Raw genomic sequence first — 22795 nt, forward strand, 5'->3', positions numbered from 1 at the left:
CTGGCCGAGGGGCAGGTGCATGGCGGGGTGGCGCAGGGGATCGGACAGGCGCTGTGCGAGCATGTGGTGCATGATGCGGACGGGCAACTGCTCACGGCAACGTTCATGGACTATGCCTTGCCACGGGCCGTTGACGTACCCATGATTCAGTTTACCTCGGTTCCGGTTCCGTCGACGGCCAACCCGATGGGGATGAAGGGCTGTGGCGAGGCCGGAACGGTGGGGGCGCTGGCCGCTGTCGCAAACGCGGTTCAGGATGCGCTCTGGGACTGCGGGGTGAGACAGGCCGATATGCCGTTCACGCCGCACAAGGTTTGGGATTTGCTGACACATGGTTCTGTCGCGGCTAAGTAGGAAAATTCTGGGATGGCTCGGGCGGCCGCTGCGGTCGGAGCATTCCAAGGAGACGCGGCATCGCGAACCGCAGGCGCATGTGATCATTCTGGACGGCACCATGTCGACGCTGGAGCCGGGGCACGAAACCCATGCGGGCCAGGCCTATCGGCTGTGCTGCGAGATGGGTGGGCGGGTATCGGTGTTCTATGAGTCCGGTGTTCAGTGGAAAAGCTGGAAGACCACGCCGGACGTGATGATGGGACGGGGCATCAACCGGCAGATCCGGCGTGCCTATGGCTATCTCGCATCGCGGTACAAACCCGGCGACAAGATCTATCTGATCGGCTATTCGCGCGGCGCCTATGGGGTGCGCAGCCTTGCGGGGGTCATTCAGATGATCGGGCTGCTCAGGGCCGAGCATGCGACCGAAAGAAACATCAAGCAGGCCTATCGCCACTATGAATGCAACGTGTTCGGCACCCATGCGGCTGAATTCCGGCACCGGTTCTGTCACGAAGAGATCACCATCGAGATGATTGGCGTCTGGGATACGGTCAAGGCGCTGGGCATGCGTTTGCCGCTGCTGTGGCGCTGGGCTGAGGAGCGGCATGCGTTCCACAACCACCAGTTGGGCTCCAGCGTGCGCCACGGTTATCACGCGCTGGCGCTGGATGAAACGCGCGAGGTTTTCATGCCCGTTTTGTGGGACACATCGGCGGATTTCGAAGGGCATGTGGAACAGGTCTGGTTCCGGGGCACCCATGGGGATGTCGGCGGCCAGCTTGGCGGGTACGAGGCGGCGCGGCCGCTGGCAAATATCTCGCTGGTCTGGATGCTGGATCGGGCCGAAGAGCATGGGTTGCCGTTGCCCGAGGGATGGCGCCGGCGGTTCCCGACCGATCCTGCTGCGCCGTCTGCCGGGACATGGCGCGGCTGGGGCAAGATATTCCTTTTGCGCAGCCACCGTACCGTGGGTGCCGACCGGTCGGAGCGGTTGCATGAAAGCGTCCGGCCCGAGACCCTGCCGAACTGGGCACATGTGCCCGAGGCACACTCACACCCGGCGCAATAGGTGCCGTTCAGCCGCGCGGCAGGTTCAAAACGATACAGGTGGTCGAGCCGGTTGCGTAAAGCCGCCCATCCTCGATGCCGCGGATTTCGCCATGCGCCACGCCGGTCGAGCGGCCGACGTGATCGGTCACGCCGACGCATTCGATTTCGGTGCCCAGAGGAATGCCGCGCAGGATGTTGATCTTGTATTCGAGCGTCGTATAGGCCGCACCACGGGGAACGCAGGACTGAACGGCGCAGGCCATGGCACTGTCGAGCAAGGTGCCGTACCAGCCGCCGTGAACCGAGCCGAGCGGATTGCAGACCTCCATCGTGGGCGTTCCGCGAAAGACGACGCGGCCTTCCTCGGCAGCGTAGAGTTCGTATCCCAGCGTTCTGGCGATGGGGGGCGCGGGCAGCTTGCCCTCGAGCATGCCCTGAAGGAATTCCAGCCCGGACATGGTGGCCATATCCGCTGGCCCCAGAAGTTCGTTGAAGTCTTTGGCGTAATACATGCGTCTGCGTTCCCTCGGGGTGTCCGGGGAACGCTAGCAGTCAGGTTTTTGCGGGCAAGGTTTACGCCACGTTCTGCAGTTCAACCTTTGGTGTGACGCCAAGTGCGTGGCACACATCGCGGGTCAATTCGGGGCGGTTCAGCGTATAGAAGTGCAGCTTGTCGACGCCGCCCTCGATCAGGTCGGTGCACAGCTCGGTGCACAGTACTGTCGCCAGCAGGTCTTCGCGGTTGTCGCGCATCGCCTTTTCAAAGGCATCCTCGACCCAGGCCGGGATGTTGGCGCCGCAGCGGCGGGCGAAATTGCGCGCGCCTTTCCAGTTCTCGATGGGCAGGATGCCCGGCGTGATCTGCTTGTCGATGCCCGCCTTGGCGCAGGCGTCGCGGAAGCGGAAAAATGTCTCCGCCTCGAAGAAGAACTGGGTCAGCGCCTCGTCGGCGCCGGCGTCCAGCTTGGCCTTGAGCCAGTCGACATTGGCGTCATGGCTGTCGGATTCGGGGTGCTTGTCGGGATAGGCACCGACACGGATGGTGAATTTGCCGGTATCTGCCAGCGCCTCGATCAGTTCGACCGAATGGGCAAAACCGCCGGGATGGGGTTCGAACCGGCCCTCGCCCGCCGGTGGGTCGCCGCGCAGGGCGACGATGTCGGTCACGCCGACCTCGGCAAAGCTGTCGGCGATGGCCAAAGTTTCCTCTTTGGTCGCGCGCACGCAGGTCAGATGAGCCGCCACGTTCAGCCCCGAGGTCTTGTGCAGCGTGGACACCGCATCGCGGGTCAGCTCGCGGGTGGTGCCGCAGGCACCGTAGGTGACCGAGACGAATCGCGGGTCGAGCGGAGCGAGTGTGTGCACGGTATCCCAAAGGCGGAAAGAAGCCTCGAGGGTTTTGGGCGGAAAGAACTCAAAGGAGACTTTTGGCGCGGTCATCAGTTTTCTCATCGCTAAGAATTTGATCCCTTGTTGCATGGTACGCTTTGTGAGACAAACTCATATTACTCAAGAACAACATGAGTCACTTTGTAGAATGCACATCGAATTTCGCCATCTCCGCACCATCAAGGCCATTCATGAGTGCGGCGGGCTGGCCCGTGCGGCGGATCAACTGAACATCACGCAGTCGGCTTTGAGCCATCAGATCAAGGGGTTGGAGGATCAGGCGGGGGTCGAGCTGTTTCTGCGGCGGTCCAAGCCGATGAAACTGTCGGCGGCGGGGCTGCGCCTGTTGCGGCTGGCCGAGCAGATCCTGCCGCAGGTCGAGGCGATGCAGGCCGAGTTTTCGTCGCTGCGCGATGGGCGTACGGGACGGATGCATATCGCCATCGAATGTCACGCCTGTTTCGAATGGCTGTTCCCGGTGCTGGAGGCGTTTCGCAAGACATGGCCGGATGTGGATGTGGACATCCGGCCCGGTCTGGCCTTTGACGCGCTGCCCGCGCTGCAGAAGGAGGAGGTCGATCTGGTGGTGTCCTCGGATCCTGAGGACCTGCCGGGGGTCGAGTTTGTGGAACTGTTCGACTATGATCCGGTGTTCGTGGCGGCGTCGTCCCATCCGTTGGCCGAAAAACCGTTCATCGAGGCCGAGGATTTCCGGGGGCAGACCCTGATCACCTATCCGGTGGAGCGCACGAGGCTGGATGTGTTCAGCCAGTTGCTGATCCCGGCGCGGGTGGAGCCGGCGGCGATCCGGCAGGTGGAGCTGACGGCGGTGATCCTGTTGCTGGTGGCGTCGAACCGGGGCATTTCGGTGCTGCCGGACTGGGTCGTTCGCGAGGTGAAATACAACTCGGACTATGTCACGCGGCCCCTTACCAGCGATGGTATAACCCGGCGGCTTTATGCGGCGGTGCGCTCGGAGGACCTGGAAAAACCGTTCGTTCAGGAACTGGTGAAACTGGCGCGCAGCGAGGCGCGCAAACTGCAGGCGCAATAGGGCGCAAACCGGGGGGCAGCTATGCGCATCATGCCCCTTGGCAAGCCCGCCTTGCCCCAGTATACGCGCGGTTTGACCGGACAGGAGCCCCACGACAATGAATGGCAGTGCGAATCTCAACATCATGATCAAGGCCGCGCGCAAGGCGGGCCGTTCTCTGGTCAAGGATTTTCGTGAGGTCGAGAACCTGCAGGTGTCGATGAAAGGGGCGGGGGATTTCGTTTCGAAGGCCGATATCGCCGCCGAGAAGATCCTGAAAGAGGAACTGATGGGCGCGCGCCCGACCTATGGCTGGCTGGCCGAGGAAGGTGGCGGGATCGCAGGCGAAGATCCGACCCGGCGCTGGATCGTCGATCCGCTGGACGGGACCACCAATTTTCTGCACGGGCTGCCGCACTGGGCGATCTCGATCGCGCTGGAGCACAAGGGCAAGATCGTGTCGGGCGTGATCTATGATGCCGCCAAGGACGAGATGTTCTTTGCCGAAAAGGGCGAGGGCGCGTGGATGAACGACATGCGCATTCGCGTTTCGGGCCGGCAGCGGATGATCGAATCGATCTTTGCCACCGGTCTGCCGTTTGGCGGGCGGTCCGATCTGCCGGCAACGCTGCAGGATCTGGCGCGGCTGATGCCGGCTTGCGCCGGGGTGCGGCGCTGGGGTGCGGCGGCGCTGGACATGGCCTATGTGGCGGCGGGCCGGTACGAGGGTTTCTGGGAACGTCGTCTGAACGCCTGGGATCTGGCAGCGGGCGTCATCATCGTGAAAGAGGCGGGCGGGCTGTGCGAGCCGCTTGATCCCAAGGGCAGCATCTTGTCGGATGGTGAGGTGATCTGTGCCAACGAGCCGATTTTCGACCATTTCGCCAAGGTGATCCGGGGCTGATCCGCAAAAACCGATGCTGGGCATCGGTGCCTCCTGCGGGAGTATTTTCGAAAAGATGAAGCGGCGGGAGCGACCTAGCGGTCTGACGGGTGGTTGACGCCGTCGGTCCACGGGATCGGGCCGTGGGTGCGGGGATTGCCGCCCTCGATACAGCCCAGGTTGACGCCGCATTCGGCCGGGTTTGCGCGTCGCTGGTGATAGACATAGATGCCGCAGGTCTTGCAGAAATGGTGTTGCGCCGTATGCGTGCCCCAGGTGTAGAGCGTCAGGTTGTCGGCCCCTTTCAGAACCTTGAGCGAAGCGGCGATGGCGGTGACGGCGGCAGCGCCCCGGCGGATGCAGAAGGAGCAGTCGCAGCGGGTAGCCGAAGCGAGGCCCTGCGGGAACTCGGCCTCGATCTCGACAGCGCCGCAATGGCAGGTGGCTTTCAGGCGGGTCATCGGCGGGGCACCTTTGGAATGCGGGATCGGGACAGTTTGTAAGCGTGTTCGGGGTGGGGCGGCTGACCGTGCGTGCGCTGCCAATAGTGGCGTCCGCCGCGCCTGAGCCAGAGCGGGATGCAGAAGACCAGCCCGATCACGAAGCCGCCCGAATGCGCCCAATAGGCGACGCCTCCGTGATCGGGGTCGGAGGCGAGGCTGCCGAGGAACTGCATGCCCAGCCACACGCCCAGCATGATGAAGGCCGGGATCGTGATGATGCGGACATAGACGATCAGGATCAGCAGGATATCGACGCGCGCCCGGGGAAACAGCAGCAGGTAGCCGCCCATGACACCGGCGATGGCCCCCGATGCGCCGACGGTGGGCACCAGCGAGCCCGGCGCCGAGACCACATGCGCCAGCCCTGCCGCAATGCCGCTGGCGAGGTAGAAAATCAGGAACGGCACATGGCCCATCTCGTCTTCGAGGTTGTCGCCGAAGATCCAGAGGAACAGCATGTTGCCCGCCAGATGCATCCAGCCACCATGCAGGAACATCGAGGTGACCAGCGTTTGCAGGCCATAGCCTTCGGCCACCCGCGCCGGAATGACGGCATAGTCGAAGAAAAAGCGGGTGAGCAGCCGGTCATTGTCCATGATGCTCACATAGCTGAGGAAAATCAGGACATTGGCGGCGATCAGGGCGTAGACGACATAAGGCGTGCGCCCTGACGGGTTGTGGTCGCGTATCGGTATCATGGGGGGACGCTGGGCCTTTCGTGGCCCAGCGTCAAGTCAGGTTATGCCGCACCTCCCAGGAGTGCCGCGTTGCCGCCCGCGGCGGTGGTGTCGACGCAGACATGGCGTTCACCCACCACGCGGGCGCGGTCGGGCTTGCCGGGGATGAGCGGCAGGATCGGGCCGGCGCGTCGGGCCAGGTGACGCTCTATCTCGCGCCCGGTCTCATCGTCGCCCCACCACAGGACGCCCGAGATGCCCTGGATATGTTCGAGCTTGTGCAGGTCGAGCGCTCCGGTGGCGCAGATCGCGGTGCCGCCCTGGGCAAAGACACTTTCGGCTTGCTGGCGCACCGTGTCGGCGTCGGGGCCGAGGCACAGGAGCGGTTCGCGCGGGATTTCACTGAGCCGGTTCGACTCGCCGGTCGGGCCGGGCAGCGTGTGGGTTTTTACCGCCGCCGGTGTGCCGGTCGGCCTGGGCAGATCCGCCATGACGGTAGCCCACGCCGCGCCGCCATTGCGGCGGTCGGGAGCGCAGAAGCGGGCCAGATAGTTCGGGCCGCCCGCCTTGGGGCCGGTGCCCGAGAGCCCCTCGCCGCCGAAGGGCTGGCTGCCAACGATGGCGCCGATCTGGTTGCGGTTGACATAGATGTTGCCCGCATGCACCGCTTCGGTCACGTGCTGCACGCGGTCGTCGATGCGGGTTTGCAGACCGAAGGTCAGGCCATAGCCGGTGGCGTTGATATCGGCGATGACATTGTCGATTTCATGCGATTTGAACCGGGCCACGTGCAGGACCGGGCCAAAGATTTCCTCTTCCAGCGCGGCAATGCCGGGGATCTCGATCATCGTGGGGGCGATGAAGGTGCCCTGGGGCGGCGTGGCCAGCTCTTTCAGGACGCGGCCTTCGGTGCGGGCCTTGGCCACGTGATCGGCGATGCCCTGACGCGCGCCTTCGTCGATGACGGGGCCGCAATCTGTGGAAAGGTTCCAGGGGTTGCCGACCTTGAGTGCGTCCATCGCGCCCTGAAGCATGGTCAGCACGTCATCTGCGATGTCTTCTTGCAGATAGAGGCAACGCAGGGCGGAACAGCGCTGGCCCGCAGACTGGAAGGCGCTTTCGATCACAGCCTGTACCGCCTGTTCGGGCAGGGCGGTGCTGTCGACGATCATGGCGTTGAGGCCGCCGGTTTCGGCGATCAGCGGTGTGCCGGGGGTCAGGTTTTCGGCCATCGCCTTGCGGATGCGCAGGGCGGTGGCGGTCGAGCCGGTGAAGGCCACACCGTTCACCCGCAGGTCCGAGGTGATCGCCGCGCCGACGGTGCTGCCACGGCCGGGCATCAGTTGCAGCGTGGCACGGGGCACGCCCGCCTCGTGCATCAGTTGCACCGCGCGGTGGGCGATGAGCGGGGTCTGGTCAGCGGGTTTGGCCAGCACGGCGTTGCCTGCGGCAAGCGCCGCCGCGACCTGTCCGGTAAAGATGGCCAGCGGGAAGTTCCACGGGCTGATGCAGGTGAAGATCCCGGCGGGTTTGGCCGTCGGTGCGTTGGCGCCGTAGTAGCGCAGGAAATCCACTGCCTCGCGCAGTTCGGCCACGGCGTCGGGGATGGATTTTCCGGCCTCGCGGGCGAGGATGGCAAAGATTTCGCCAAAATGCGCCTCGTACAGGTCAGCGGCCCTGTTCAGGATCGCGCCGCGTTCGTCTGGCGTGGCCTCCCACGTGTTGGCCGAGGCCAGCGCCAGTTCGATATCTTCGGGGCTGCACATGGAAACGGTGCCGATGACGCCGCCGTCATTGGGGTTGGTGACGTCCTTGGAGGCTTCGGGCGCAGCGGCGTCCGCCAGCAGGGGAGCGGCATTCCACTGGTGCGTCAGCCACGGGGCGCGGGCCTTTTCGATCTGGTCGAGAGTGGGTACATGATGCAGGTCGAAGCCCTTGGAGTTGACCCGCTCGGGGGCAAACAGCTCGGGGCCTTTGGGCAGGTTCTTTGCGGGTTTCTGAACGGTGTCAAAGGGATCGGCGGCGACCTCTTCGGGGGGAACGTTTTCGTCGACGATCTGGTTGACGAACGAGCTGTTGGCGCCGTTTTCCAGCAGGCGGCGCACCAGATAGGCCAGAAGGTCGCGATGCGCGCCGACGGGCGCATAGATGCGGCAGCGGGTGTTCTGGCGGTCTTTCACCAGGCTGTGCAGGGTTTCGCCCATGCCGTGCAGACGCTGAAATTCGAATGGCTGTCCGTCCTGCGCCATGTGCAGGATTGCCGAAACGGTGTGTGCGTTGTGGGTGGCGAACTGTGGATAGATGCGGTCGGTCATGCCCAGCAACTTGCGGGCATTGGCGATGTAGGAGATGTCGGTTGCCGCCTTTTGGGTGAAGACGGGGAAGCCGTCGATGCCGGCAACCTGCGCGCGCTTGATCTCGGTATCCCAATAGGCGCCCTTGACCAGTCGCACCATCAGCCTGCGGTCGTGGCGTTCGGCCATCTCGTAGAGCGTGTCCAGAACCAGCCCGGCGCGGGGGCCGTAGGCCTGCACCACGATGCCGAAGCCGTCCCAGCCCGCAAGCGCCGGTTCGGCCATGACCTCTTCGATCACCTGCAGCGACAGCGACAGGCGGTCGGCCTCTTCGGCGTCCACGTTCAGGCCCATTCCGGCGGCCTTGGCCAGCAGCGCCAGCGCGCGCAGGCGGGGTACCAGCTCGTCCATGACGCGTTTTTCCTGCGCCACCTCATAGCGGGGATGCAGGGCCGAGAGCTTGACCGAGATGCCGGGGTTTTCGCGGATGTCCTTGTGGGTGCAGGCCTCGGCAATGGCGGCAATGGCGCGCGAATAGGACAGGTGATAACGGGCGGCATCCTTTTCGGTGCGCGCGGCCTCGCCCAGCATGTCGTAGGAATAGGTGTAACCCTTGGATTCCATCCCGCTGGCGCGTTTCATGGCGGACTGGATGGTCTCGCCCAGCACGAACTGACGACCCATTTCCTTCATCGCGCGACCCACGGCGGTGCGGATCACCGGCTCGCCCAAACGCTTGATCGCGCCGCGCAGGGCACTGACCGGGGCGGCCTTGCGTTCATCCAGCACCTTTCCGGTCAGCATCAGCGCCCAGGTTGAGGCGTTGACCAGCGACGACGAGGAATGGCCCAGATGCTTGCCCCAGTCCGACGGCGCGATCTTGTCTTCGATCAGCGCGTCGATGGTGTCGGCATCGGGCACGCGCAGCAGCGCCTCGGCCAGGCACATCAGGGCGATGCCTTCGTCGGTCGACAGGCCGTATTCGGCCAGAAACACCTCCATCAACCCCGGCGCTGTGCTGGAGCGGATGTCGCGCACCAGCTGAGCGGCAGAGCCACAGATGGCGGTGCGGTCGGCGGGGGTCAGGGCCGCCTGTTTGGTCAGGGCGGCCAGAATGTCGGATTGATCGGCATAGGTCTGGCTGTCGATCAGCAAGCGCAGGTCGTGTTTCATGGTTTCTCCGGGCGTTTTGCGTAGTATACCGCGAGATATACGGGACAATCGCCCGAAGAGTTGCTAATATTGGTTCAATGACCTGATTTTTGGACGCAATACGATGCAAAACGACTTGCCTGACCTGGACCGCTTCGACCGTGCCATTCTCAAGGCACTGGCCGGGGACGGGCGAATCTCGGTTGCCGATCTGGCGCGGCGGATCGGCCTTTCGAAATCGCCGACGCAGGCGCGGCTGAAGAAACTGGAAGCGGACGGGATCATCACCGGCTATCGCGCGCTGATCGATCCGATCCGGCTGGGGCTGGATCACGTGGCCTTTGTCGAGGTGCGCCTGACGGATACCCGCGAAAAGGCGCTGGCCGAGTTCAACGCGGCGGTGCGCAAGATCGGAGAGGTCGAGCAAGCCCATATGATTGCAAGCAATTTCGACTATCTGCTCAAGGTGCGCACACGGTCGATGTCGGAATATCGCGCAGTGATGGCCGAGAAGATTTCCTCGTTGCCGCATGTGTCCAGCACCTCGACCTTCGTGGCGATGGAAGCGGTGAAAGAGGCGGGTTTGCTGGGCTCGCTCGAAAATGTGAGTTGACGCGGACGTGAGTTGCGTCAGCATTGGGTCATGAAACGCTTTCTTTCCGTGCTTGTTGCGCCCGCCTTTGCCGCCAGCGCCGTGCTGGCAGAAACCTGTCCTGACGCGCCCGACCATTCCGAGGGGTTGGGGCGGTTGATCGCCGAGATACAGAATGCGCCGAACGAGACCGAGGCGCGAACCATCTCGAACCAGATGTGGGAGTTCTGGGCGGATGCGCCGAACGAGCAGTCGCAGGCGATTCTGGATCGGGGCATGTCGAAGCGCGAGGCATGGGATCTGCTGGGCGCACGCGAGGATTTCGACCGGTTGATCGATTATTGCCCGGACTATGCCGAAGGGTACAATCAGCGCGCCTTTGTCAACTTTCTGCGGCAGGATTTCCCGGCGGCGCTTGTCGATCTGGACCGTGCCATCGAACTGTCGCCGCGCCATATCGCGGCGATCAGCGGGCGCGCGCTGACACTGATGGGCCTGCAACGGTTCGACGAGGCGCGGCGGGACATGGCCAGGGCGCTGGAGCTGAACCCCTGGCTGCCCGAGCGCGGACTGGCCGCCCCGGGCGGACCGCTGGCGCCAAAGGGACAGGATATCTGAAACGGTCGGAAAAAATCTTGGTGATCATCACGATATCACGTTGAGCATCTTTCCGTGACTGAGTAGAGCTTGTTCAGCCACAGGCCGATGCGGGCGTGATGGAATGGTAGACATATCGGACTTAAAATCCGAAGGCCTTGTGCCGTGTGGGTTCGAGTCCCACCGCCCGCACCAAATACATTATTAATAATGTATTTCAATAATTTGTAGGGATCGCCTTGTTTTCAGCCCACCTTTTGTGTGGCGCTTCATGCTCGATCTGTACTCTCGATCTCCTGAATTGGAAAATCCATGGTGGGTGAAGGCCAAGGGCTCCACTTTTCGTCGAGCGTCATTTTTTGATGACCTGATTCCTGGTTTCCTATTTCATCGTCGGGAACGTCGCGCACCTTCTTTGAAAAGGCACATGAAAAATTTCAACGCTTCGAACTCTTCGATCTCAGTTTGGCCTTGAGCCGTGCACGATCATCCATTCGCCGCCGCCGTTGTTGGGCACGATCCTGGCGCTGCTGGCAGCCCTCGACCTGGAACTATTGGTCAGAACACGCAGTAAGGGCTCCACATCTGATTTTGACAACATATTCGACTGAAGTTCCGCAGTGAAGGAGTGACAGCCGTTAAAGCGCAGCGGATTTTTTGTTCTCAGTTCTTGTGACGCAGGATGACGAGACCGTTCAGTTTGTTAGTGCCGAACCCAGATCCTCAACGCCGTGTTTCCGATTGCTGAACATAGGCAGGCAGCCGTGTCAGACGCGAGGCAAGCCCCGCTTCAACAAGAAAGTTCCCGTGCGCCAGGGCATTCCTTGCGAGGCAAGTTTCTCGCTGACAGCCCCTTGGTGCCAGCTTTGGTCATGTTCATCGAAACACTCAAAGTGAGGATCGAAAAATGGCTACTCAAACTCTGAAACTGAACGCCAAATCCGGCGAAAAAGACGGCAAGAACTTCTGGGACCTCTGCGGCGTGCTCTTCGTCAACACCGACGACCGCGGCAACATCACGTCGATCAACGTCAAACACAGCATGTTCCCCGACGTCGAAATGGTCGCCTTCCCGCGCCGCGATAGCCATTCAGTCACCGATTGACTGCGGTGCCGGGACGGGTGTCCCCGGAGCTGGGTGTGGATCGCTGCCAACTGGACCTCGACAAGCGTCCGTTGTTGCTTCGGTGCGGCTCCTCAGACCGGACTTTCGCTGCAAGAGCAATATCGGCAGTTGGGGGAACTGGTGCTATGCGGACTTTCCCGACCTTCCGTTATCCCGCTCGAACCGGTGCGAACAGTCCATTGAAGCCACTCGTGATTGCCGCAGAGAATGTCCGTTCCGAATCCAATGCGGACATGCCTTGTTCCGTCGACTTCGCCTATGCGGCGACATTGGTTGAAGATCACGCGGTCAACGGGAAATTGTTGTGGCGACAGATGGTGCCAGAAGCCGTGCCCGACGTTTTGGCACGGCTACTATCGTTGGCCAACCTATTCAATCAGCTCGAAATCGTTCATCTTCCAGGTCTGGTCGAAGAAGGGTTCAAGCGGTCCGTAGAGACGGACGATGGCTGTCCATCCCTTGGCGGGGTCCGTTTCGACCCAATTTTTTTCATGGCCTTCGGGCGCTTTTGGCCCGAAATAGAGATCGACGGTCCCGTCGTCGTTTGCCACTAGGTCGCTGTAGCTGCTGAGTGCCGGGAATTCCTGCCCGGTCTGCATCATCGACCGGTTCGCGCTGTCATAGACAACCACGGACCAGAAATCCTTTGCCGGAACATCAGCCGGAACGGTCAGCTTGTAGGTCTTTGCTCCGTCCAGCGGCACGCCCTCGCCATCGGTATGGGTGCAAAGATATTGGGACCCGATGCCAACTTTCTTGGAGGCCATTGCCGGTGTCACTCCGGTTGCGTAGGCCGCGAAAAACGCCTGAGCATCATAGTCTAGATAGCTGTTCGGGTCGAAGGTATAGATGCCGCCCACAAACGGGTTCCACCATTTGCGATCTTCGTAGATGTATTTGTCGTCGCCGACATAGTTCCACATGTTGTTGCGCAAGACAGCCGCACCCACCTTGGCGGCCTGTTCCAGAATGGTCTTGTCACGATCGGACGGATTGAACGGTTTGCCGAATTCCATGCCGATTGAGGCCAGCAGGAATTTCTGAGCACCCTCCAGTGCGTCGGGATGCTCCTCTTCTACAAGGTGCCCAAGTTCTTCGAGCAGCCCGTAGTTCTCGGAGTGGACAGTGTATATCACCTCGCCCGAGCCATTGATCAACTCGGTCGGATCGGGGTTATCGGCCTGCGACAGCGGATAGATTTCGAGCTTTTCATAGTTGGCATTTGCTGCGTCGGTGGACCCGTCGACAAGGAAGGCCCGCAGCGCCATCCAGACCCCGTAGGTTTTGGATTGGAACACAAAATAGCCATCGGGCACGTCGCCCTCGTATCCCGGCGGAAGGATCAGAAACTTGCCGCCTTCGCCCTTGTCGGGTCCGGCATTGCCAACATCGCCGACATAGCGCATCCACATGTCGTTGAAAAACCCGAGCATACCCGGTGGCGCATTGACCACGGTTGGCCCGTCGTTCTTCAGGTCGAGGAACGTCATGGCATAGACGGTGGTGTTGTTTGCTGTCAGGAACTCGGATTTTGCGTCCATCAGGTCTTTGAACACGATGACCTGATTGGGCTTTCCGGCGCCGAAGTCGGCATAACCCTTGCGCATGGCGTAGAGCGAGGCGCCAAAGGTATTCTGTTGGATCACCTCGACGGCCCGATACGCAAGACGCATGTCGATCAAGCGCTGAGAGCTTTCCGGCGTCGCAAAGCCCTTGGAAAACTCGAAGGTGCCCAATAGGGACTCGATGGTTTCGTTTTCGATGAAACGGCCGTCCTCTTCGGCGGCCACCGAAAGTGGCGAAAGCGTCATCGCAACTGATAGTGCGCTCGCAGCGAGCATCGTCCGCATTGTCATATTTCCCATCTTAGTATCCCGCTCTATTAGTTTTGTTTCTCAAGGTCAGGCAGCTTCCAGCCGCTCTCCATCCACCCCTCGGACGGGCCATAGAGGCGGAACAGCAGAAAGAAATCCTCGCCCGTTGGAATCCAGTTGCTTTCCATGCCTTCGGGGGCTTCGGGCGCGAAATAGACATCGGCGGAGCCGTCAGAATTGACCTGCATATCCGGCAGGTTGGGCGTGGCCAGCCCGACGCGTTCGGCACCGGAGACAAAGCCCTTGGTCTGCATGCTGTAGACGATCACTGACCAGAAATCCTCGGCCGGGGTGTCGGCGGGCACAGTCAGCTTGTAGGTGTCGGTGCCGTTCAACATTTGCCCGTCGCGGTCGCGCAGCCCGGTCAGATAGAAGGTGCTGCCGCCCAGTTTCTTGGGCAGGTAGGTGATCCATGAATACGACCCGCCGGCGCGGTCGTCGATCAGCACCATGTCATCTGTGACATAGGGAAACCCAAGTTGCGGCTGGCCCTCGGCAAAGGCCCAGACGCCCCACTGCTTGTCGTCCCACAGAGGAATGACGGATTTGGTGATGAAGTGTTCCTGCATCGTGTCATAGGCGCATTGAAGCCCTTCGAGCATGGCGGTTTTCGTTTCCGCGTCCGGCTCAAACGGCTGCCCGCGCACCATGCCGAGCGAGGCCAGCATGCCCATCATCACCTTGTCCTGCTCCAGCACCGGTTCACGCTGGATCACGGTGTTCAGGTCGGTGAAGTAGGTTTCGTCATAGACCGGCAGCGTGTTGACCGGATTTGTCTTGACGTCGACGAACGCGGTCGGGGGCGGGTTATCTGCCTGTGACAAGGGATAGACCTGCAATGTCTGGGCATAGGCCGCTTGGTCAGCGTGAGTGCCGCCGTTCTTGGCTACCGGACGGAAAGCAAAATGTACGCCATAGGTGTTGGAATGCAGGACGATGTAGTCCCCGGTCGGGACAGCGCCGTCAAAACCGGGCGGAAGGACGAGGTATTTACCTCCCGCCCCCTGGTCGGTTCCCGTCGTACCGACATCGGCCAAAGGAACCTGCCAGGCATTCGTGATCGTGCCAAAGAATGCGGCCTTGTCCCCAGCAGGAGGAACATCGATAACCATCGGGCCGTCTTTGACCGACAGCCCGGTGAAGGTGTAGGGCGTCACATCGTTGGCAGTCAGAAACCCGTGCCGCGAATCCATCGGGGCGCTCATGTAGGCGACAACTCCCGGCGCGGCGCCGGCATCGCGCTGAATGGCCAGTTCGATGTCATAGACGCCAACCGCCGGCATGCCCCAGATCGCCGCCTCGCACGCGCGGCGCACCACGATGTCGCGCTGTGTGTCGGTCATCTCGGCACCGGCAGCACCTGCCATCAGCGCGATCGGCAATGCCGCAACAAGAGAGTTGAGTTTCATTGCATAAGCCCTCGGTATGAAATTTCAGTCAAAATGAGCATGCAGAAATCAACTTTTCGCGCCACCCATTTTGCGCCATCATTGGCGAATGTGACGGTAGTCGTCGGAGGAGATATGCGTCTGAGAGAAGGCAACATACCCAGAATGGTGCAGGCGGGTACACTCGCTGGAATGCCGGAATTCTTGGCCTCCGAGCTTGGCCGAACCAAGTTGAAAGGCGTGTTTGAAGCCGCCCATCTGCCCATGGGGATCGAGGTCAACCCAGAGCACTACATCCATTGGGACCAGTTGATGGGATTTCTAGACGCTGGCGGAAGGGCATTGGGTGTCGAGAGTCTCGGGCTAGAACTTTCTCCGCATCTTACTGTCGAGGCCTGGGGAACGTGGGGCCGATATGTGACGTCAGCGCCGACACTCAGTCAGGCGATGCACCGAATGCAATCCGCGATCCTCCTTCATGGCCGAAACGAGCGCATGACCATCGGCCGCGAAGGTGAGTTTGTTGTTTGTCGGGTCCACAATTCTGTGGCGGGTGCGAAGCTTTATCAGAATGTTTCCTACTGTACGGCCGGCCTTCTGCAGAACTGTTTCGCTCTCTACCTCGGAAAGGATTGGCGAGGTGGTGCGATCGACCTCGACGTTCCCTCGCTCCGCGCGACAAGCCGGATAGAGCAACATTTGAAATCAACGGTCAGGCTTGGGCAGTCTGGAACAGCATGCCGGGTGCCAGTCGAGCTCTGGAACGCGCCTCGCCGCTCCCCGCAACCGGACAAGCACAGGTCGCTCTTCTGCGACATTCTGCGTAGTCGGCATACGGGCCCACCTCGCACATTGCCGGACGCCATCGAGGAAACCATACGGGTGCAACTCCTTGATGAGGTGGTCAGTCTAGACCGAGTGGCCCGATCACTGAACATGTCGCGCCGCCATGTCCAGCGCGTGCTTTCCAACGAGGGCCAGAGTTTCAGGGTCATCGCTAGGCGTACCAAAGTGACTCGTGGCAAAGAGTTGTTACGCGAAACCGATGCCAGCATCACCGATATCTCCGTCGCTTTGGGATATGCGTCGGTCGCCCATTTTGGTCGCGCTTTTGCGGCGGTGACTGATCAGACGCCAAGCGCTTATCGAGAAGTTGCAAACAGGACCCTGAGCTTGACATCCTAATGGCACGAGGCATCCAGCACTCGAAAATCGGCTGCCAATTTCAGAAAGGCCGTTGCCTTGCAGCCGCGGCAAATGTCCGCTGGTCCCACTCAGCAGACGTTCGCTCGATCCGCAGCGAATGTTAGCTCCCCGCCCATAGCAACGAATGCCGCGGGTATCACCAAGGCACAGATTGGGCTCCAAGCCGCCATGCGGTGATGCAGCAGCATGAAACGAAACTTCGGATTCGGAACCTGCCATTCAAGGACTGAGCTAGAATCACCTCGTCTACACGGTGTCGACGCGTGGAGCGGGAGGGACGGATTGAGGAAATCCCATGTCCGAAGTCCAACTCCCAGCTGTCAAACCGATGCGCCGCCCCTGGAACAAGGGGCGGCTTGTTGGCCAGAAACGCCCACTGCTCCCGAAACAGGTCTGGGCAATTCGTGCCCGCCTCGAACTGGCGGGTAATCTCAGGGACCTGGCCCTGTTCAACCTCGCGATCGACAGCAAATTGCGTGGCTGTGATCTCGTCCGATTAAAGGTCGCTGACCTCGTTGTTGGGGACAGTGTCCGAGATCGTGTCTCTGTCATCCAAAGCAAGACACAACGACCGGTCCAGTTCGAGGTCTCGGAAAACACGCGTGAGTCCGTCTGGAACTGGGTTTCGTCGCCCGAGATGTTCGGGTGTGCGTTTCTGTTTCCTAGCAGGATCCATGATCGACTGCATGTATCGACCCGGCAGTACGCGCGCCTTGTCCGGGAATGGGTATCGGCGATCGGCCTGGACCAGAGCGGATACGGCACGCATTCGCTGAGGCGCACTAAGGCCGCTCAAATCTATCGAAAGACCGGCAACCTTCGTGCGGTCCAGCTCCTGCTCGGACACACCAAGGTCGACAGTACAGTGCGATACCTTGGGGTCGAGCTCGAAGATGCGTTGGCAATCGCCGAGAAGATCGACATGTAAATGAACGGCGAACGGCATAAGGTGCCGTTCGCTTTCCGAGACCGGACGGACAGCCAAGGCCCCGTCAACGACGGTTGAGAGCCCAACCTGTGAATTCGAGTTTTGTGCTGCGTGCGCACGCAGCGGCAAATATTCTGCACAAACACGAGATTCCATGACGCGGTGCGGCGGCAATTTCGGTCGTTCGTGAACCGCGCAGAATTTTTGAAGGCGGCAATTCACAGGTCGCGGACGAAGTGGACTTACGCTGCTCCTGCGCTAACGGCAGCTTTCTGTACATTGCGTCAGTAACGAAAATCACGTGAGGCAGGAACCGGTCATCCGCAGCAGTTGGAACTCACGGTCGCAATGGGCACAACGCTGGCAGCATTGCTAAGGAAAACTTCTGGTTAGGAACCGGATTATTTTTGCCGACCAGCCTCGGCAACCAAGGCCGTTAGCCTGTAGAACCCATGCGCCATCTTGGTGAAGGGCGTGAGTAAGAAAAAGGCAAGAACGGCGCCGAGGTGGATCGCCAGGAGGGTCGGCATGACAGTCGATTGACCAAGGGCATACAGCGCCAGCCCGCTGAAGCCCGTGAAGCCCAGCAGCCCGACAAAGGCGACTTCGCCGCCAAAGGCGGCAGAGGCGCCCAAGCTCCGGTCGGACCGCAGCTTCAGCCGGATAATCTCGACGCAACCAATAACCAACAACAGCCCGCCTGAAATCCCCAGCAGTTTTGGCAGGGAAAGCAGCCCATAGGGCGCGTGCATGTCGAAGACGTAGTGCATCACGGTCGCGACGCTGGTGGAGGCAAAGCACAGAAGGAAGCCGTACATGACCGCCTGATGTACCGCGCGCCGCGCGTGGGTGAACCGATCCTCGTCCTCGAAGTTGCAGCCGTCGCCATGCCCGCCCTTGAGGTTCTTCATGTTGGCGGCTTGACGGATTGCGGTGACCAGATGTTCGGGGCGGAACGGACCGGCACCGATGTGCCGCCAATACCGGCGCAGGCTGATCGCGATGCTGAACAGGGGGAACAGGAAGGCGGGCAGGAAGATGGCCACCATCGCGTTGTGCGACAGGACCGCATAAAACCCCTCGCCTGCGGCGGATGGCAAGGCGCGGACCGCCCAGAACAGCAGGGCAAAGCCGATGACGGTGGCAACGGCAATCAGCACACCATTCTTCTGAAAGGCCTTCCCGGCGGCGCGGGGGAAAGCCATTTCCTCCCAACTGTCCTGCCGGACATTTGCCAGCGCCTGCGGCAGGTTCAGGTCGAATTCATGCGGGGCCGTGTATTGGCAGGCATAGTAGCAGCCCCGGCAATTGTGACAGAGGTTCGCCAGTTGTGTCAGGGTTCCGTCGCCGAACGCGCGTTCGGCGTGCAGGGCGGGAAAGACGGAACAATAGCCCTCACAATAGCGGCAGGCGTTGCAGATCTCGGCCTGACGACGTGCCTCTTGCAGCAGATCAGATTGCATTTGCATGGGCGGCGGCCTCCTTGCCTGCGATGCGTCCAAAGACGGTTCCGATGGTCATGCCGAACCCGGCAAGATAGCCTTGGCCGAGGATCGACCCGGCCATGGTTTCACCCGCCGCCCAGAGGTTCGTGACAGGGCGGTTGCCGACAGAGCACTGCGCGCGCTCGTCAACCTTCAGGCCCAGATAGGTAAAGGTAACGCCGGTGCGCAGCGAATAGCCGTAGAACGGCGCTTCGGTGATCGGGCGGGCCCAGTTGGTTTTCGGCGGGGTCAGGCCGGTGGTCGCAACACCGTCCAGCTCGGTCGGGTGAAAGCCTGAGGTGTCGCCGCAGGCTGCGTTGAAGTCGTCCACCGTCTGAACCAGCGCGTCGGCGGGCAAGCCCATTTTATCGGCTAATTCCTCCAACGTGTCCGCCTTGATCGGCGGGAAGACCGAGGGCATGAACAGGTTCAGCGATTTCGCGTCGATGATGACATAGCCAACCTGATCGGGCTGCGCGGCGACAAGGCGCCCCCAGATGGCATAGCGCTTGGGCCAGACGTCCTCGCCCTCGTCATAGAAGCGCTGCGCGTGTTTGTTGACCACGATGGAAAACGGCACACAGTCCAGCCGCGTGACGATGCCGCCGTCGAATTTCGGCGCGCGCCCGTCGATGGCGACGGCGTGGCACTGCGTGGGGTCGCCCACCTGTTCGACGCCTTGGTCCAGCAGGTCGGCCAGCACGACGCCGCGATTGTAGGGCGTGCCACGGATCAGGAAGTTCTTCGCCGCAGGTCCCCAGGCACGGGCCAGCCAGTCGGTATCGGCCTGAAACCCGCCAGAGGCGACGATGACGGATTTTGGTGTGGTCGAATGGCTCTGGCCGCCTTGCGTATAGTCGATGCGGGTTACGCGGTCGTCTTCCAGTTCCAGATGCGTGACGGCGGCCTCGTATTCCACCTGTACCCCCAGCTTTTCAGCCGTGCGGTAATAGGCGTTCACAAGGCTCTTGCCACCGCCAAGGAAGAAAGCATTCGTACGCGCCAGTGACAGCGTACCCGATAGAGACGGCTGGAACCGAACGCCGTGCTCTTCCATCCACGGCAGACAGTCTTCCGATGTGCGGATGGCTAGCCGCGCCAGGCGTTCGTCCGTCTTGCCGCCGGTGACCTTCATCAGGTCGGCGAGGTATTCATCTTCGGTGTAGCTGTCGACAAGCGGGCCGAGCGGGCCATGGTGCATGCAGCGAAAATTGCGCGTGTGGCGGGAATTGCCTCCGCGATAGGGCTTCGGCGCGGTCTCAAGGATCAACACGTGTGCACCCGCTTCTGCCGCCGTGATGGCCGCACACAGCGCCGCATTGCCGCCGCCGATGATGGCGATATCGGGCGAGGTCACAGCAGGTCTCCGTCATAGCCGGGGGGGGTGTGACTGCTGGCGCGCAGGTCGCGCACCCGCACCCGCTGGGCGGCTTCGATATGGGCGCGCATGGCGGCTTCGGCCAGCGCCCCATCCCGCGCCTTGATCGCGTCGAGTATGCCGAAATGCTCTTCCTCAGCCTTCTTGGCGCGGTCCGGTTCGGTCAGCGTCGTCGGGCCAAGGATCATCAGCGCCTTTTGCAAGCTGTGGATCGACCGCGCGAGAAAGCGGTTCTTGGCCGCGTCCAGAAGCGCCGCGTGAAATTGCCGGTTCAGGATGAACGCCTCGGGCGCATTGCCCAACTCGGCCATCTGCTGGTTCATGTCGATCAGTTCCTCGATTTCGATGTCGGAAGCGGCCCGGGCGGCCAGTCGCGCGGCGGTGCCTTCCAGCACCGCACGCATCTCGTAAAGCTCCATGACCTCGGCATAGTCGAGCCTGCGGATCGTGGCCCCCTGACGCGGAACATGCGTGACGATGCTGTCGGCCTCCAACTGGCGGATGGCCTCGCGCACCGGGGTGCGCGACACGCCAAGCCTCTCGGCCAGCTCGGTTTCGCGCAGGCGGTCGCCGGGATTAAGTCGACCTTCACGCAGTTCGGTCAGCAAGCGCAGGTACGCGCTGTTGCCCTGTGGGGCGCTGTCGTCATCCATGATCACGGGTCTCCGCTTCAATCTTGCATCCAATTGGATACAATCGTATGCAAAGAGCGTCAAGACACCCAGGAGGCCGGTTTGCGCAAAGATCTCTCTCACCCGCTGGCGCGGCGCGCGCTGACTTTTGCGCTCGCCACAGTGGGCACGATCTTGTTCTGGTTGCTGGCGCTGCCACTGCCGTTCCTGTTCGGTCCGATGGCGTTTTGCCTTGCAGGAGCCTTGGCGCATCTGCCGCTCAAAGGGTTTGGGCAGGTTTCGGTCGCGGCGCGCACCATCCTCGGCGTCGCGGTGGGCGCGTCAATCACGCCCGCCGTCATCGCAGAACTGCCGCGCATGGCGCTGTCAGTCGCATTGATCCCGGCCTTCATCGCGGTGATCGCCGCCGTGGGTGTACCGTTCTTTCGCAGGCTCTGGGGCTTTGACGCGCCGACGGCCTATTACGCGGCCATGCCCGGCGGGCTGCAGGACATGGTGATTTTCGGCACCGAGGCGGGGGGCGATCCGCGCGCGCTGTCGCTCATCCACGCAACACGAGTGCTGATCATCGTGACCCTCGCGCCCTTTATCCTGTCTCATTTCTATGGTGCCGCGCTGAGCAATCCCATCGGTGCGCCCGTCGCTGATCTGCCGAGGTACGAGCTGGCGATCATGGTCGCCGCCGCGTGGATCGGCTGGAAAGGCGGGGAACGGTTGGGCCTCTTCGGTGCCTCGATCCTTGGGCCGATGATCGTGACGGCTGCGCTGTCGCTGGCAGGCGTCGTGCATTTCCGCCCCCCTGCCGAGGCGATCCTTGTCGCGCAGTTTTTCATCGGCTGCGGCATCGGGGTGCATTTTCTGGGCGTCACATGGCGCGAGCTGACCCGCGTTGTTGCGGCGGGCGTGGCCTATGTGCTGGTGCTGGCGGTGCTGGCGGCCGGGTTTTCCGGACTGGTGACGGCCTTCGGGCTGGGCGATCCGGTACCCGCGTTTTTGGCCTTCGCGCCCGGCGGGCAAGCGGAAATGACGGTTCTGGCCATCGTGACCAGTGCGGACCTCGGCTATGTCATCACCCACCATCTAACGCGCATCGTGATCGTGATCGTCGGTGCGCCGGTGGTGGCCAGCCTTATTGCCCGAAGACGGAGGGGTTGACCATGTGGATCGGCGCGCCCGCCGCGTAGGCGTTCACTTGGGAAAAGATGTCGGCGAACTGCTTGTCAAACTCGTCCTCGGTGACAAAGCCGATATGAGGCGTGGCGATCAGGCTCGGATGCGCCAGGAGCGGGTCATTAGGATTTGTCATCGGCTCAGTGTCAAAGACGTCGATCGCGGCCATGCCGGGGCGGCCCGCATTCAGCCCGTCCAGCAGTGCCCCGGGGGCAATCAGGCCCGCGCGCGAGGTGTTCACCAAAACGGATTTCGAACCCATTTGTGCAAGATCCTCTGCGGTGACGATCCCGCGCGTTTCCGGTGTCAGCCGCAGATGCAAAGACACCACGTCGCTGTCAGAAAAGAAGGCCGCTCGACTGCTCGCGACAGTTTCACCATCGGCCTGCGCCTTTGCACGGCTGTCGTCGGACGCCCACCAGACCACATCCATCCCGAAGGTGCGGGCATAGTCGGCTACGACGTGGCCGATGCGGCCATAGCCATAAAGACCAAGCCGTCGGCCGCGCAGCGTCCGGCCCACGCCCATCTGCCACTGACCTGCCTTGGCGCTGACCATCTGCTGCGGAAGTTGGCGCATGCCGGCAAGGATCAGCGCAAAGGTCAGCTCTGCGGCGGCATAGTTTGCCCCATCCCCACCCTTGTTGGAACACAGCAGAACGCCAGCCTCGGTGCAGGCGTCCACGTCTACATGCGGCCAGACCCCGCGCTGAGAGATCAGCCGCAGGTTCGGCAGGCGCTCAAGAAGGTCACGTGTGACGCGGGTCCGCTCGCGGAACAGCACGACGCAGTCTGCCTCGGCCAGCCGTGACGCGAGTTTCGCCGGATGGGGCTCATGATCGGTCCAGACCGTGACGTCGTGACCTGCAAGCAGTTCGAAACAGGGTAAGCCGCGCAACGTGTCGAACCAGTCGTCGAGGATGTGGACCTTCATGGTGTGGCCTTTCAGGAACTGCCGGACAATGCCTTGATCGCGCGGCAAACCCGGTCATGCAGGAGGATCAGGTCTGCCTTGTCCGACGGCTCTTCGACGATGCGCCGCGACAGATCGTTACGCGTCTCTTCTCGTTACGCGTCTCTTCCAGATCGCGCCGAGCGCG

The 22795-nt window shown here is 61.7% G+C and carries 21 protein-coding genes and 1 tRNA gene; 11 read left to right on the forward strand and 11 right to left on the reverse strand.

The annotated features are described in order from the left end of the window. Positions 1-354 (forward strand): molybdopterin cofactor-binding domain-containing protein (locus AC2FLX_RS17110; protein ID WP_496875481.1); only part of this gene is annotated, 354 nt, incomplete at its 5' end. Beyond that, on the forward strand, positions 332-1408 hold the full coding sequence (locus AC2FLX_RS17115) for a T6SS phospholipase effector Tle1-like catalytic domain-containing protein (protein WP_496810436.1): 1077 nt from the start codon (positions 332-334) through the stop codon (positions 1406-1408). The genes AC2FLX_RS17110 and AC2FLX_RS17115, both read left to right, overlap by 23 nt. A 7-nt stretch (positions 1409-1415) precedes the next feature. On the opposite strand, the gene AC2FLX_RS17120 is transcribed toward AC2FLX_RS17115, so the two are convergent. Beyond that, positions 1416-1901: a PaaI family thioesterase gene (locus AC2FLX_RS17120; protein WP_496810437.1), complete on the reverse strand. Its 486-nt coding sequence runs from the start codon at positions 1899-1901 to the stop codon at positions 1416-1418. Between the two features lie 61 nt (positions 1902-1962). Then, positions 1963-2829 (reverse strand): methylenetetrahydrofolate reductase [NAD(P)H], encoded by an 867-nt coding sequence (gene metF, locus AC2FLX_RS17125; protein WP_496810438.1) that lies wholly within the window; start codon positions 2827-2829, stop codon positions 1963-1965. 97 nt (positions 2830-2926) lie between these two features. Between metF and AC2FLX_RS17130 the strand changes: the two genes are divergently transcribed. Then, positions 2927-3832, forward strand: a complete 906-nt coding sequence (locus AC2FLX_RS17130; RefSeq protein WP_480749218.1) for a LysR family transcriptional regulator — start codon at positions 2927-2929, stop codon at positions 3830-3832. 97 nt (positions 3833-3929) lie between these two features. Then, positions 3930-4715 carry an inositol monophosphatase family protein gene (locus tag AC2FLX_RS17135; RefSeq protein ID WP_496807780.1) on the forward strand — a complete coding sequence of 262 codons (786 nt, stop codon included), beginning with the start codon at positions 3930-3932 and terminating at the stop codon, positions 4713-4715. A gap of 74 nt (positions 4716-4789) precedes the next feature. Here AC2FLX_RS17135 and AC2FLX_RS17140 read toward each other — a convergent pair whose 3' ends face one another. Genes AC2FLX_RS17140 through putA form a run of 3 tightly spaced genes read right to left on the reverse strand, consistent with a single transcriptional unit; the run spans position 4790 to position 9341 of the window. Next, on the reverse strand, positions 4790-5155 hold the full coding sequence (locus tag AC2FLX_RS17140) for a GFA family protein (protein ID WP_496810439.1): 366 nt from the start codon (positions 5153-5155) through the stop codon (positions 4790-4792). Next, positions 5152-5895 carry a rhomboid family intramembrane serine protease gene (locus tag AC2FLX_RS17145; RefSeq protein WP_496810440.1) on the reverse strand — a complete coding sequence of 248 codons (744 nt, stop codon included), beginning with the start codon at positions 5893-5895 and terminating at the stop codon, positions 5152-5154. The genes AC2FLX_RS17140 and AC2FLX_RS17145 overlap by 4 nt, the downstream gene beginning before the upstream one ends. A 41-nt stretch (positions 5896-5936) precedes the next feature. Then, positions 5937-9341: a bifunctional proline dehydrogenase/L-glutamate gamma-semialdehyde dehydrogenase PutA gene (putA, locus tag AC2FLX_RS17150; RefSeq protein ID WP_496810441.1), complete on the reverse strand. Its 3405-nt coding sequence runs from the start codon at positions 9339-9341 to the stop codon at positions 5937-5939. Between the two features lie 103 nt (positions 9342-9444). Between putA and AC2FLX_RS17155 the strand changes: the two genes are divergently transcribed. From AC2FLX_RS17155 to AC2FLX_RS17170, 4 genes are all read left to right on the forward strand, one after another. Beyond that, positions 9445-9933, forward strand: coding sequence for an Lrp/AsnC family transcriptional regulator (locus AC2FLX_RS17155; protein ID WP_480749223.1), 489 nt, complete (start codon positions 9445-9447; stop codon positions 9931-9933). A 30-nt stretch (positions 9934-9963) separates the two neighbouring features. Then, positions 9964-10530: a tetratricopeptide repeat protein gene (locus tag AC2FLX_RS17160; RefSeq protein ID WP_480749224.1), complete on the forward strand. Its 567-nt coding sequence runs from the start codon at positions 9964-9966 to the stop codon at positions 10528-10530. Between the two features lie 89 nt (positions 10531-10619). Further along, positions 10620-10704, forward strand: a tRNA-Leu gene (locus tag AC2FLX_RS17165). Between the two features lie 712 nt (positions 10705-11416). After that, entirely contained in the window at positions 11417-11614 is a 198-nt protein-coding gene (locus AC2FLX_RS17170) for a hypothetical protein (protein ID WP_496810442.1), read from the forward strand. Between the two features lie 389 nt (positions 11615-12003). On the opposite strand, the gene AC2FLX_RS17175 is transcribed toward AC2FLX_RS17170, so the two are convergent. Continuing rightward, a complete protein-coding gene (locus tag AC2FLX_RS17175; RefSeq protein ID WP_496810443.1) occupies positions 12004-13500 on the reverse strand; it encodes a DUF1254 domain-containing protein in 1497 nt (498 codons plus the stop codon). Positions 13501-13517: 17 nt separating this feature from the next. Further along, on the reverse strand, positions 13518-14918 hold the full coding sequence (locus tag AC2FLX_RS17180; RefSeq protein ID WP_480747846.1) for a DUF1254 domain-containing protein: 1401 nt from the start codon (positions 14916-14918) through the stop codon (positions 13518-13520). A 114-nt stretch (positions 14919-15032) separates the two neighbouring features. On the opposite strand from AC2FLX_RS17180, the gene AC2FLX_RS17185 reads away from it, so the two are divergent. Together AC2FLX_RS17185 and AC2FLX_RS17190 are read left to right on the forward strand one after the other, a co-directional pair. After that, on the forward strand, positions 15033-16082 hold the full coding sequence (locus AC2FLX_RS17185; protein WP_496810444.1) for a helix-turn-helix domain-containing protein: 1050 nt from the start codon (positions 15033-15035) through the stop codon (positions 16080-16082). A 316-nt stretch (positions 16083-16398) separates the two neighbouring features. Next, complete coding sequence (locus AC2FLX_RS17190; protein WP_496810445.1) at positions 16399-17031, forward strand: tyrosine-type recombinase/integrase; 633 nt, start codon at positions 16399-16401, stop codon at positions 17029-17031. 401 nt (positions 17032-17432) lie between these two features. On the opposite strand, the gene tcuB is transcribed toward AC2FLX_RS17190, so the two are convergent. From tcuB to AC2FLX_RS17205, 3 genes are read right to left on the reverse strand one after another with little or no spacing between them, the layout of a single operon-like run. After that, positions 17433-18494 carry a tricarballylate utilization 4Fe-4S protein TcuB gene (gene tcuB / locus AC2FLX_RS17195; RefSeq protein ID WP_480748782.1) on the reverse strand — a complete coding sequence of 354 codons (1062 nt, stop codon included), beginning with the start codon at positions 18492-18494 and terminating at the stop codon, positions 17433-17435. After that, a complete protein-coding gene (gene tcuA, locus AC2FLX_RS17200) occupies positions 18484-19872 on the reverse strand; it encodes an FAD-dependent tricarballylate dehydrogenase TcuA (protein ID WP_480748573.1) in 1389 nt (462 codons plus the stop codon). Before tcuA ends, tcuB begins: the two co-directional genes overlap by 11 nt. Further along, positions 19869-20546, reverse strand: a complete 678-nt coding sequence (locus AC2FLX_RS17205; RefSeq protein WP_496810446.1) for a GntR family transcriptional regulator — start codon at positions 20544-20546, stop codon at positions 19869-19871. The genes tcuA and AC2FLX_RS17205 overlap by 4 nt, the downstream gene beginning before the upstream one ends. An 81-nt stretch (positions 20547-20627) precedes the next feature. Here AC2FLX_RS17205 and AC2FLX_RS17210 point away from each other — a divergent pair, with 81 nt between their 5' ends. Further along, on the forward strand, positions 20628-21680 hold the full coding sequence (locus AC2FLX_RS17210; RefSeq protein WP_496810447.1) for an AbrB family transcriptional regulator: 1053 nt from the start codon (positions 20628-20630) through the stop codon (positions 21678-21680). On the opposite strand, the gene AC2FLX_RS17215 is transcribed toward AC2FLX_RS17210, so the two are convergent. Continuing rightward, positions 21655-22629, reverse strand: a complete 975-nt coding sequence (locus AC2FLX_RS17215; RefSeq protein WP_480748576.1) for a D-2-hydroxyacid dehydrogenase family protein — start codon at positions 22627-22629, stop codon at positions 21655-21657. The two genes, AC2FLX_RS17210 and AC2FLX_RS17215, sit on opposite strands and share 26 nt — an antisense overlap. Between the last annotated feature and the right edge of the window lie 166 nt (positions 22630-22795).

This window comes from Ruegeria sp. YKSF57, from assembly GCF_059612585.1.

Excerpts from the sequence above, each read along its gene's own strand:
- AC2FLX_RS17120 (WP_496810437.1), bottom strand. The coding sequence starts at position 1,901 with ATGTATTACGCCAAAGACTTCAACGAACTTCTGGGGCCAGCGGATATG.
- AC2FLX_RS17215 (WP_480748576.1), bottom strand. The coding sequence starts at position 22,629 with ATGAAGGTCCACATCCTCGACGACTGGTTCGACACGTTGCGCGGCTTA.
- AC2FLX_RS17180 (WP_480747846.1), bottom strand. The coding sequence starts at position 14,918 with ATGAAACTCAACTCTCTTGTTGCGGCATTGCCGATCGCGCTGATGGCA.
- tcuB (WP_480748782.1), bottom strand. The coding sequence starts at position 18,494 with ATGCAATCTGATCTGCTGCAAGAGGCACGTCGTCAGGCCGAGATCTGC.
- AC2FLX_RS17135 (WP_496807780.1), top strand. The coding sequence starts at position 3,930 with ATGAATGGCAGTGCGAATCTCAACATCATGATCAAGGCCGCGCGCAAG.
- AC2FLX_RS17145 (WP_496810440.1), bottom strand. The coding sequence starts at position 5,895 with ATGATACCGATACGCGACCACAACCCGTCAGGGCGCACGCCTTATGTC.
- AC2FLX_RS17140 (WP_496810439.1), bottom strand. The coding sequence starts at position 5,155 with ATGACCCGCCTGAAAGCCACCTGCCATTGCGGCGCTGTCGAGATCGAG.
- putA (WP_496810441.1), bottom strand. The coding sequence starts at position 9,341 with ATGAAACACGACCTGCGCTTGCTGATCGACAGCCAGACCTATGCCGAT.
- metF (WP_496810438.1), bottom strand. The coding sequence starts at position 2,829 with ATGACCGCGCCAAAAGTCTCCTTTGAGTTCTTTCCGCCCAAAACCCTC.
- AC2FLX_RS17115 (WP_496810436.1), top strand. The coding sequence starts at position 332 with ATGGTTCTGTCGCGGCTAAGTAGGAAAATTCTGGGATGGCTCGGGCGG.
- AC2FLX_RS17185 (WP_496810444.1), top strand. The coding sequence starts at position 15,033 with ATGCGTCTGAGAGAAGGCAACATACCCAGAATGGTGCAGGCGGGTACA.
- AC2FLX_RS17175 (WP_496810443.1), bottom strand. The coding sequence starts at position 13,500 with ATGGGAAATATGACAATGCGGACGATGCTCGCTGCGAGCGCACTATCA.
- AC2FLX_RS17205 (WP_496810446.1), bottom strand. The coding sequence starts at position 20,546 with ATGGATGACGACAGCGCCCCACAGGGCAACAGCGCGTACCTGCGCTTG.
- AC2FLX_RS17130 (WP_480749218.1), top strand. The coding sequence starts at position 2,927 with ATGCACATCGAATTTCGCCATCTCCGCACCATCAAGGCCATTCATGAG.
- AC2FLX_RS17170 (WP_496810442.1), top strand. The coding sequence starts at position 11,417 with ATGGCTACTCAAACTCTGAAACTGAACGCCAAATCCGGCGAAAAAGAC.
- AC2FLX_RS17160 (WP_480749224.1), top strand. The coding sequence starts at position 9,964 with ATGAAACGCTTTCTTTCCGTGCTTGTTGCGCCCGCCTTTGCCGCCAGC.
- AC2FLX_RS17190 (WP_496810445.1), top strand. The coding sequence starts at position 16,399 with ATGTCCGAAGTCCAACTCCCAGCTGTCAAACCGATGCGCCGCCCCTGG.
- AC2FLX_RS17155 (WP_480749223.1), top strand. The coding sequence starts at position 9,445 with ATGCAAAACGACTTGCCTGACCTGGACCGCTTCGACCGTGCCATTCTC.